Origin of the sequence: Caldibacillus sp. 210928-DFI.2.18 (assembly GCF_020554505.1) — a bacterium.
In the GTDB taxonomy this organism is placed as follows: Bacteria; Bacillota; Bacilli; order Bacillales; family Caldibacillaceae; genus Caldifermentibacillus; species Caldifermentibacillus hisashii.
The window spans coordinates 18,652-29,643 of record NZ_JAJCHL010000042.1 but is presented as its reverse complement, the minus strand read 5'-3'; the positions used below and the strand labels follow the sequence as shown (position 1 = coordinate 29,643).

Sequence of the window (10,992 nt, the reverse complement as noted above, 5' to 3'; positions counted from 1 at the left end):
CTTCTCAGCGCCGATGGTAGTGAAGGCCTTGCCTTTGCGAGAGTAGGACGTTGCCGGGCACACAGTAAATGGGTTGTCCAAAAAGTCAAAATTAATGACTTTTTGGACAACCCTATTCTTTTTTTGAAAAAGTGCCAAAAAATCGCTCTTTCTAGTAATCTGTATCCGATAAGAAACTTCTATAAAAGTGGTAGAAGAGCGTTCTATCTTCAAAACTGTTGATTAAAATTATTTTTTACGGATACTCAAAAAACATGTCGTCGAGATACAGAATTTACCTTCATGTGAAAACAAGACCATATGAAAAAAACGTTAGCTCTAACCGAATTATAATGTACAAATGGACATTTAGCCTTCTTTACAATTTTTTCATTCCTTTTTAATTAATGGCTTCCGTATGACTCAGAATTTTGGAACGACTAGTTTTTATTCGCCTAATTGTAACATCCAAAGTGACAACGATGCCTGAATTATATGATGTTTCGAATTGTTACGTAATATTAAATCAAAAAATTGACAAAAATAAACCTGTCAAAATTTCTTGTGATTTTATTACCGTATCAGATCGAAGCAATGCTCGTGTATTTCTGCCGTTGGGATTAATCCTTTCTGCATTTGTTAGTTTATTAATGGGCTGTTTCCCATTATTTACATCTTCAGTTGCAATTATGTTTGTTATGTTATTTATTTTAGGGTGGTTTCAAGGAATGGGTTGGCCTCCATCCGGTCGTGTTCTAGTACATTGGTTTAGTGTCAGTGAACGAGGGAGTAAAACTGCAATCTGGAATGTAGCACATAATGTAGGCGGGGGACTAATGGCTCCGATTGCTGTTACAGGAGCTACCTTATTTTCTACGATAGTTGCTTCGAATGCAGGTTTTGAAGGAGTGTTTATCTTACCAGCATTAATCGCTATTGTAGTTGCTATTATTTCGTATTTCTTAATTCGAGATACTCCTCAATCTGTTGGATTACCTCCAATTGAAGAATACCGAAATGATTATCCAACAAAAACGCGAGAAACATCTGAAAAGGAGCTGACAACGAAGGAGATCTTATTTAAATATGTATTAAACAATAAGTGGGTTTGGGCGATAGCATTTGCGAATATTTTTGTTTATTTTGTACGCTATGGCGTTCTTGACTGGGCACCGATGTACTTAAGTGAAGAAAAAGGTTTTGATATGGATAAATCTAGTATTGCCTACTTCTTATATGAATGGGCTGGTATTCCAGGTACGTTATTATGTGGTTGGATTTCAGATAAGGTATTTAAAGGGCGCCGTGGACCCGCAGGCTTTGTCTTTATTCTTGGAGTTTTAGTTGCTGTTCTTGTGTACTGGTTTAATCCAGCAGGAAAGCCGATTATTGATATGGCTTGTCTAATTGCAATAGGATTTTTAATTTACGGACCTGTTATGTTAATTGGTTTACAAGCACTTGATTTTGTACCTAAAAAAGCTGCAGGAACCGCTGCTGGTTTAACCGGATTATTCGGATACCTAGGTGGCACAGTAACTGCAAATGCTTTAATGGGTGTCCTTGTAGATGCAGCGGGATGGAACGCAGGTTTTATATTGTTAACGATATCATGTGTACTCGCAGCAGTTGTTTTTGCATTTACATGGAATGTTCGTGGACAGGAAATTATTAAAAACTAATCATTAAATCAATTTAGAAATATCACTGTTTTAAAAAAGTTAATTCAGGTTTCGATTTGGAGAGATCTTAAGAATAAAGGCATAAAAGGATCGCAGTATTTACCAATCAAGTTTATGCTTTCTTAAGATCTCTTTTGCCAATGACATTTACCAAAATCAGTGTCAAAAAAAGAATGAAACCATTTTTCATAATCTCAAACCTTAGAAAACGTCTCACGCTCTGAATGGAATTCCCCGAAACCCTAAGAAATTGAAATAACTTTTATCAGACTCTAAAAAATCTTTCCCAAAAACTTATCGCTCAAAAAATGTGTTTAGCATTTTTCAAGGAATCATCGTGAAAGACAACTTTTCAATCAAATCATTGTGCTATTTTATGTAAACAATGTTTAGAAGGTACTTTCAAAGGCAACAAATAAATTATAAATGAAAATGGTTATTTGGTTTGCGATTCATAATAAAAAAATATATAATAAATTAAAGTCAAATATAGTCAAAGTCAATAGTTAATAATATAATTGATTATAGGAACTTCTGTTGTTTTTGAAAATAATACAAAGAGGTTTTTGGAGGGAGGAAACCTTGAGAAATATTTCGGATATCATTGAGGAATATTTAAAGGAAATATTAGAGATGAGTGAAGAAGAAATATTAGAAATTAAACGCAGTGAGATTGCCAATAAATTTCAATGTGTTCCTTCACAGATCAATTACGTTATTAATACAAGATTTACCCTTGAACGCGGCTATTTAGTTGAGAGTAAACGTGGCGGTGGCGGATATATTCGGATTATTAAAGTTAGACCGAATAGTAAGAAACACCTTATTGACCAATTGTTTACGATCATTGGTAATCAAATTCCTCAATCTTCTGCTACAGATATCATAAATCGATTACGAAAAGAAGGAGTTATTAATGAACGTGAAGAAAAAATAATGTTAAGTGCACTGGATCGTTCAGTAATTTATTTAGACTTGCCCGAACGAGATTTAATAAGGGCAAGAATTTTAAAAGCAATGTTATTAACTCTAAAGTATGAATAATATCATAAGGCAGGGGAACTAAATTGATATGTCAAGAGTGTCAAAAAAGGACTGCAACCTTGCATTTTACAAAGATTATTAATGGGGAAAAAACGGAAATACACCTTTGTGAACATTGTGCACAAGAAAAAGGTACAGAGTTTATGATTAGTGGTACTTCCGGATTTGCAATTAATAATTTATTAGCAGGATTATTCAATTTGAACTCGAATATAGAACAATTAAATCAAAATAATCCGATCCAATCCGGCGAAATTATTCAATGTGACAGATGTGGAATGACATTAAATCAAATTTTGAATATTGGACGTTTCGGATGTGCACATTGCTATAAAGCATTTCAAGAACAATTAAATCCACTTTTAAGAAGACTCCATGGAGGAAATTGGAAACATAATGGAAAAATCCCACAACGTTCCGGTGGAGTCCTGAACATCCGGAAGAAAATTGATATCTTAAAAGAAACGTTACAAACCTTAGTTGCTAAGGAAGAATTTGAAAAAGCCGCTGAAGTAAGGGATGAAATTCGCCTTTATGAGAAACAATTGCAAGAGGGGGGCGAATAAACTATGTCAATCGAACGGTTTATAAATCAATCGATAAGTTCCTGGATGAATGCAGATGGTCCCCAGGCTGACATTATTTTGACTTCCAGAATTCGTCTGGCAAGAAATTTAAAAGATTACTTATTCCCAACCATTTTTACAAAAGAGGAAGCTGACAAAGTCCTAAAACAAGTTGAATCTGTTATTCCACTTTTAAATTTGCATCCGCTAAAAGATGCGGAATTGTTAAAAATGGAAGAACTTCAACCTTTACAGAAACAAGTGTTAGTGGAAAAACATTTAATTAGTCCAAGTTTAGCCGATCAGTCTATTACCGGTGCATGTCTGTTATCGCAAAATGAAGAAATTAGTATTATGATTAATGAAGAGGATCATATTCGAATACAATGTATTTTATCAGGATTGCAATTACAAGCAGCTCTTGATCTTGCCAATGCGGTTGATGACCAGCTTGAACAGCACTTGGATTATGCGTTTAATGAAGTGCGTGGTTATTTAACAAGTTGTCCGACAAATGTTGGAACAGGACTTCGGGCTTCTGTTATGCTTCATCTCCCCGGTTTGGTCATGACACAACAAATGAGACAGTTGATTCCATCTATTAATCAACTTGGTTTAGTTGTCCGGGGGATTTATGGAGAAGGGAGCGAGGCTTTAGGCAATATCTTCCAAATTTCCAATCAAATTACATTGGGAAAATCCGAACAGGATATTATCATAGACTTAAATGATGTGGTTCAACAGATTGTTAATCAGGAGCGTGCGGCCAGAGAAGCGATTATTAAAACATCCGGTGTTCAATTAGAAGATAAAATTTATCGTTCATTAGGGGTACTAATGAACAGCAGGATTATTGAAACAAAGGAAGCGGCTCAATGTCTGTCCGATGTGCGCCTTGGCATTGATATCGGATATATAAAAAATATCTCAAGGAATATTTTGAATGAGTTAATGATTCTTACACAACCCGGTTTTTTACAACTTTATGCAGGTGGAGGACTTAGGCCATTTGAGCGAGATGTAAGGAGGGCAACGATGATTCGTGAACGCCTCCAAATGGAAAATAACAACTGATAAGGAGGTAAATATATGCTATTTGGACGATTTACTGAAAGAGCACAAAAGGTATTGGCACTTTCCCAGGAAGAAGCCATCCGTTTAAAACATGTGAATGTAGGGACCGAACATATTTTGTTAGGATTAGTCCGGGAAGGTGAAGGGATTGCTGCTAAAGCTTTGTTTGGAATTGGATTAACTCCGGAAAAAATACAAAAAGAAGTGGAAAATTTAATTGGTGTTGGCAAAGAATTAACACAAACTCCCCAATATACGCCGAGAGCGAAAAAGGTTATTGAACTATCCATGGATGAAGCAAGAAAACTCGGGCATTCCTATGTCGGAACGGAACATATTCTTCTCGGGTTAATTAGAGAAGGAGAAGGTGTGGCTGCACGTGTACTTAGCAATCTTGGCGTAAGTTTAAATAAAGCACGGCAACAAGTTCTTCAGCTGTTAGGTAACAGTGATTCGGGTGCTTCTAATGGGAGTGTAACGAATGTAAACACACCAACTTTGGATAGTCTTGCCAGAGATTTAACACAAGTGGCAAGGGACGGCAATCTCGATCCTGTTATTGGTCGCAGTAAAGAAATTCAACGGGTTATTGAAGTATTAAGCCGTCGAACAAAAAACAACCCGGTCTTAATTGGTGAACCCGGTGTCGGAAAAACGGCGATTGCGGAAGGACTGGCACAACAAATTGTCAACAATGAGGTGCCGGAAATTTTACGTAATAAACGGGTAATGACCTTAGATATGGGGACCGTTGTTGCCGGAACGAAATATCGCGGAGAATTTGAGGATCGTCTCAAAAAAGTAATGGACGAAATTCGTCAGGCCGGAAATATTATTCTATTTATCGATGAATTGCATACGTTAATTGGCGCGGGTGGTGCTGAAGGTGCAATTGACGCATCCAATATTTTAAAACCTTCGTTGGCACGTGGTGAATTGCAGTGTATCGGTGCAACGACCCTTGATGAATATAGAAAATATATTGAAAAAGACGCAGCACTAGAACGAAGATTCCAACCGATCATGGTCGATGAGCCAACAGTAGAAGAATCTATTCAAATTTTACAAGGACTTCGTGACCGGTATGAGGCTCACCACCGGGTAGCGATTACCGACGACGCAATTGTAGCTGCTGTAACTCTTTCTGATCGATATATTTCCGACCGTTTTTTACCGGATAAGGCCATCGACGTCATTGATGAAGCCGGTTCAAAAGTTCGTCTCCGTAGCTTTACGACACCGCCAAACTTAAAAGAATTAGAAGTAAAGCTGGATGAAGTTCGGAAAGAAAAAGATGCGGCGGTTCAAAGTCAGGAATTTGAAAAAGCTGCATCATTAAGGGATATGGAACAAAGACTCCGTGAGCAACTTGAAGAAACAAAGAAAATATGGAAAGAAAAACAAGGAAAAGAGAACAGCCAAGTTACTGTTGAAGACGTCGCAAGCGTAGTGTCTAGCTGGACAGGGATTCCGGTATCAAAAATTGCAGAAACAGAGACAGAAAAATTATTGAAACTGGAAGAAATTCTTCATAATCGTGTCGTAGGCCAAACGGAGGCGGTTAAAGCTATTGCCAAAGCTGTACGAAGAGCAAGAGCCGGACTAAAGGATCCGAAGCGTCCAATCGGTTCATTTATTTTCTTAGGTCCTACCGGTGTTGGTAAGACCGAATTAGCAAGGGCTTTAGCTGAAGCAATGTTCGGTGACGAAGATGCAATGATTCGGATTGATATGAGTGAGTACATGGAGAAACACTCCACATCACGTCTTGTCGGCTCACCACCGGGATATGTCGGTTATGATGAAGGCGGTCAATTGACTGAAAAAGTAAGACGAAAACCCTACTCCGTTATTTTGCTGGATGAAATTGAAAAGGCACATCCGGATGTATTTAATATTTTATTACAAGTATTAGAAGATGGACGTCTTACCGATTCGAAAGGAAGAACGGTTGATTTCAGGAATACAATAGTAATCATGACTTCTAATATCGGAGTAGAGTCATTGAAAAGAAATAAGTATGTTGGATTCAGTGTCCAAGATGGAAATCAAGATTATAAAGACATGAAAGATCGTGTCATGGAAGAGTTAAAGCGGGCTTTCCGTCCGGAATTTTTGAACCGGGTTGATGAGATTATTGTATTCCACTCTCTTGAAAAGGAACATTTGAAAAAAATTGTTGACTTGCTTCTGGAATCATTAAAGAAACAATTAAAAGAGCAAGGTGTCGAATTAACATTAACAGATTCGGCTAAAGAAAAAATTACAGAAGTAGGCTATGATCCGGAATACGGGGCAAGACCTTTACGCCGTGCGATTCAAAAACATGTTGAAGATTTACTATCTGAGGAATTATTAAGAGGAACAGTGAAGCCCGGTCAACATGTTACTGTGGATGTTGAAGAGGATGAATTTAAAGTAAAAGCAAGTGTATACTCTTAATGAATATCAGTTGAAGGAATAAACATTAGGAGGCAACTTTTCTAAATACAACTTTAGTAGGTTGCCTCGTTTCCTTATATATGGGAAAATAAGGTAGAAAAATACAAAAATATAACAATGTTTTTATATTAAGGGGAAAATAATATAGATGGCTAAAGTGAAAACAAAATTTATTTGTCATTCTTGCGGCTATGAATCACCAAAATGGTTAGGGCGCTGTCCGAACTGTCAACAATGGAATACATTTGTTGAAGAGATTCAGGAAGTAACAGGCAATCGCCATGCCGGATTTTCTCATCATTCACCATTGACATCGGATCGAAAGGCGGTTCCTCTTACAACGGTTGAATCTAAAGAGGAAACGCGGGTTTTAACTAATTCAGTTGAATTGAATCGTGTTTTAGGCGGTGGGATTGTCAATGGCTCACTCGTGTTAATCGGTGGAGATCCCGGGATTGGGAAATCAACATTACTTTTACAAGTTTCCAACCAGTTGGCTACCAAAGGATTGAAAGTACTGTATATATCAGGTGAAGAATCTGTAAAACAAACAAAAATGCGTGCTGATCGTTTAGGAATAACAAGCGGCAATTTATACGTACTTTCGGAAACGGATATGTTGTTCATTGAACAAACAATTCAAGAAATCAAACCGGATTTTACAGTAATTGACTCCATCCAAACGATATACCACCCGGATGTGACCTCTGCTACAGGTTCCGTTTCTCAAGTTAGGGAATGTACCAGTGGAATGATGAGAATAGCCAAAACAAGTGGGATTCCGATATTCATTGTGGGGCATGTAACGAAGGAGGGGGCTATTGCCGGTCCAAGAGTTTTAGAACATATGGTTGATACGGTTCTTTATTTTGAAGGGGAACGACATCATTCATTTCGAATTTTACGTGCGGTAAAAAACCGTTTTGGCTCTACAAATGAAATTGGTATATTTGAAATGAAAGAAGAGGGTTTAAATGATGTTGCCAATCCCTCAGAAGTTTTTTTAGAAGAACGCTCAATGGGTTCTTCGGGTTCAACCGTAGTTGCATCAATGGAAGGCACCCGACCGATTTTAGTTGAAGTCCAATCCTTAATTTCGCCATCAACATTTGGAAATCCTCGCAGAATGGCAACTGGAATCGATCATAATCGTGTTTCTTTACTCATGGCCGTTTTAGAAAAACGTGTTGGGATGTTATTGCAAAACCAAGACGCCTATTTGAAAGCAGCTGGTGGGGTAAAATTAGATGAACCGGCCATCGACTTAGCTATTGCTATTAGTATAGCTTCCAGTTTCAGGGACACACCGACACGGGCAACCGATTGTTTTATCGGTGAAGTCGGATTAACAGGTGAAATTAGGCGAGTATCACGAATCGAACAGAGGGTAAGGGAAGCAGCAAAGTTAGGATTTAAAAGAATAATAATTCCCCGGAACAATATAGGTGGCTGGGAAATTAACCAACCTATTCAAATTATTGGGGTAGCGACGATTAATGAAGCACTTCAAGTAGCATTCGATTAAGGAACGATCTGTTTTCTTAATATAAGGAACAATAAGTTGTTCCGGGTGCCCTTACATTTTTTGATAGATTCTGTTGTGGAAAATAACTATTTCATTCTGATTACATTTAAAAAATAAATCTGTTATATAACGTTTCAAAAATTAGTAATTGTTTATAATGTATATTATACGAGGAGGTGGGTTTATGCTTACACGTATTGTCCAAACTTGTTTCCTGTTTGTAGGAGGAACATTAGGTGTTCTGTTTTTACCGTTTTTATATCATCTGACAAACCTAGATCAGTTTGCACTTATTGATAACCCTTTTGTATCTGCAATCCTAGGAGCTATTATCTTTTATCTTATCACTTTTTGGGCTGTTAAATATGTTGTGAATTTTATTAAGTGGGTCGAGGAATCATTAATAAAAGCGCCAATTTTGGATTTACTGTTCGGAACAATAGGATTAATACTCGGATTGGTTGTAGCGTTTTTGATTAGTTATGCCTTAAATGCTGTATTCTTACCTGTTCTTAATGAAATTGCCCCGATTATCTTGACTATGCTTTTTGGCTATCTGGGTTTCCAAGTAGGTTTTAAAAAGCGGGATGAACTATTAAGTATTTTCCAAAATCGGGCAAATAAGAAAAAAGTAGCAGATGGTAATACCCAAAAAGGTAGTGGTCAATTAAAAATTTTAGATACTAGTGTCATTATTGACGGCCGAATTGCGGATATTTGTCAGACAGGTTTTTTGGAAGGGACCATTGTGATTCCCCAATTTGTTTTAGAAGAACTGCAACATATTGCTGATTCATCAGATGTTCTAAAGCGAAACCGCGGCAGAAGAGGGCTTGATATTTTAAATAAAATCCAAAAAGAGCTTCCGATTAAAGTGGAAATATATGAAGGGGATTTTGAAGATATCCAAGAGGTTGACAGCAAGCTGGTAAAATTGGCTAAATTAACAAATGGTACAGTGGTTACCAATGACTTTAATTTAAATAAAGTATGCGAGCTTCAACAAGTAAACGTGCTAAATATTAATGACTTGGCTAATGCGGTTAAACCGGTCGTTCTTCCGGGTGAGGAAATGATTGTCCAAGTAATTAAAGACGGGAAGGAACATAACCAAGGAATTGCCTATCTTGATGACGGAACGATGATTGTTGTTGAAGAAGGCCGTAATCATATTGGAAAAACAATTACTGTTCTCGTAACAAGTGTATTGCAAACATCTGCGGGTCGAATGATATTTGCCAAGCCCAAATTATTAGAGAAAGCATTATAGATTAATGAAAGGAGGATCCAATTTGAATTATGATCCTCCTTATTTTATTATATTAAGAAAAGGCTGTTTTAAAATTTTGTTGCTATTGGATGCAGAAGCGGATACATAAAACTTGAAATGTTCCTGAGGTTAGAAGTGATCAAAAGTTATTTTTCAATCAAAATGCAACAATCTTACAGAAAAGAGTCAAAATATAGAGGATCAGGGGAAGTATACGAATGGAATATCATGTTGTCATCCCGGCAGCAGGTACGGGGAAACGAATGGGTATGGAAAAAAACAAATTGCTTGTTCATATTGATGAAATACCGGTACTTGTACATACCTTGAAAATTTTTGAAAAGGACAATTGGTGTAAATCCATTACACTCGTTATTCATAAACAGGATCGAAAAGAAATAAGGGACTTGGTTGAGCAATTTCAATTAAGAAAAATTGCGGCTATGGTAGAAGGAGGCAGTGAACGGCAACAGAGCGTATATAAAGGATTGCAACAGCTGCAAAGTGAATGCATTGTGCTTATACATGACGGGGCAAGACCCTTTGTAAAGCAAAAATATCTTCATCAACTGGTTGAAAAGGCAAATCACTACGGGGGAGCGGTGTTAGCTGTTCCGGTAAAAGATACAATCAAAAAAGTGAGGAACCGTATTGTTGAGGAAACGATTGATCGTTCAACATTATGGTCGATCCAAACGCCTCAAGCATTTCAACTCCATTTAATCATGAATGCCCATAAAAAGGCTGAAGAAGATGGATATATAGGGACAGATGATGCTAGTTTGTTAGAAAGATTTGGAGGAAAAGTTGTTGTGGTTGAAGGAGATTATGAAAATTTTAAAATAACCACACCGGAAGATTTAATTTTTGCCAATGCAATTATTCAAAGACAAAAAGGGAATGAATAACAGGAAAAGGAGAGATTGGCTTGTTGCGTGTTGGACAAGGATATGATGTTCACCAGTTAGTTGCAGGACGTCCGTTAATTATTGGCGGGGTACATATCCCGTATGAAAAAGGGCTTTTGGGGCATTCAGATGCGGATGTTTTATTACATGCAGTGACAGATGCGTGTTTAGGAGCGGTTGGTTTAGGTGATATCGGCAGTTATTTCCCGGACAATGATGATGCTTATAAAAATGCAAACTCCGCTGTTTTATTGAAAAATGTTTGGGAAATGATTAAAGATAAAGGTTACCAACTGGTAAATATTGATGCCACTATTATTGCACAAAAGCCGAAAATGGCACCCTATATTGAATTAATGAAAACAAATATTGCCGCTATTCTGGAAGCTGAACGAGAACAAATAAATGTTAAAGCAACAACCACGGAAAAGCTTGGATTTACAGGAAGAGAGGAAGGGATTGCCTCATTGGCTGTCGTTTTGTTAGAAAAGGTTTAAAATAA

At 37.2% G+C, this 10,992-nt stretch carries 8 protein-coding genes and 1 pseudogene; all 9 read left to right on the top strand.

The genetic code is table 11. From position 1 onward, the window contains the following. Window positions 1-554: 554 nt before the first annotated feature. A pseudogene (gene pgtP, locus LIZ98_RS10285) lies at window positions 555-1,661 on the top strand (phosphoglycerate transporter protein PgtP); the annotation flags it as partial. A 582-nt stretch (window positions 1,662-2,243) separates the two neighbouring features. Next, window positions 2,244-2,705, top strand: coding sequence for a CtsR family transcriptional regulator (locus LIZ98_RS10280; RefSeq protein WP_227139568.1), 462 nt, complete (start codon window positions 2,244-2,246; stop codon window positions 2,703-2,705). A 23-nt stretch (window positions 2,706-2,728) separates the two neighbouring features. Next, window positions 2,729-3,271: a protein-arginine kinase activator protein McsA gene (gene mcsA / locus LIZ98_RS10275; protein WP_034766953.1), complete on the top strand. Its 543-nt coding sequence runs from the start codon at window positions 2,729-2,731 to the stop codon at window positions 3,269-3,271. A 3-nt stretch (window positions 3,272-3,274) separates the two neighbouring features. Further along, on the top strand, window positions 3,275-4,345 hold the full coding sequence (gene mcsB, locus LIZ98_RS10270; RefSeq protein WP_034766955.1) for a protein-arginine kinase McsB: 1,071 nt from the start codon (window positions 3,275-3,277) through the stop codon (window positions 4,343-4,345). A 15-nt stretch (window positions 4,346-4,360) separates the two neighbouring features. After that, on the top strand, window positions 4,361-6,787 hold the full coding sequence (gene clpC, locus LIZ98_RS10265) for an ATP-dependent protease ATP-binding subunit ClpC (RefSeq protein WP_227091962.1): 2,427 nt from the start codon (window positions 4,361-4,363) through the stop codon (window positions 6,785-6,787). A 148-nt stretch (window positions 6,788-6,935) separates the two neighbouring features. Beyond that, the gene (gene radA / locus LIZ98_RS10260) at window positions 6,936-8,312 is read left to right on the top strand and encodes a DNA repair protein RadA (RefSeq protein ID WP_227139569.1); all 1,377 of its coding nucleotides are present in this window, start codon (window positions 6,936-6,938) and stop codon (window positions 8,310-8,312) included. A 184-nt stretch (window positions 8,313-8,496) separates the two neighbouring features. Further along, on the top strand, window positions 8,497-9,582 hold the full coding sequence (locus tag LIZ98_RS10255; protein WP_227091964.1) for a PIN/TRAM domain-containing protein: 1,086 nt from the start codon (window positions 8,497-8,499) through the stop codon (window positions 9,580-9,582). A 218-nt stretch (window positions 9,583-9,800) separates the two neighbouring features. Next, complete coding sequence (gene ispD, locus LIZ98_RS10250) at window positions 9,801-10,490, top strand: 2-C-methyl-D-erythritol 4-phosphate cytidylyltransferase (RefSeq protein ID WP_108897212.1); 690 nt, start codon at window positions 9,801-9,803, stop codon at window positions 10,488-10,490. Window positions 10,491-10,510: 20 nt separating this feature from the next. Next, window positions 10,511-10,987 carry a 2-C-methyl-D-erythritol 2,4-cyclodiphosphate synthase gene (gene ispF / locus LIZ98_RS10245; protein WP_227091966.1) on the top strand — a complete coding sequence of 159 codons (477 nt, stop codon included), beginning with the start codon at window positions 10,511-10,513 and terminating at the stop codon, window positions 10,985-10,987. Window positions 10,988-10,992: the final 5 nt, after the last annotated feature.

Coding starts and splice junctions, on each gene's coding strand:
- mcsB (WP_034766955.1), top strand. CDS start 3,275: ATGTCAATCGAACGGTTTATAAATCAATCGATAAGTTCCTGGATGAAT.
- clpC (WP_227091962.1), top strand. CDS start 4,361: ATGCTATTTGGACGATTTACTGAAAGAGCACAAAAGGTATTGGCACTT.
- radA (WP_227139569.1), top strand. CDS start 6,936: ATGGCTAAAGTGAAAACAAAATTTATTTGTCATTCTTGCGGCTATGAA.
- LIZ98_RS10255 (WP_227091964.1), top strand. CDS start 8,497: ATGCTTACACGTATTGTCCAAACTTGTTTCCTGTTTGTAGGAGGAACA.
- ispD (WP_108897212.1), top strand. CDS start 9,801: ATGGAATATCATGTTGTCATCCCGGCAGCAGGTACGGGGAAACGAATG.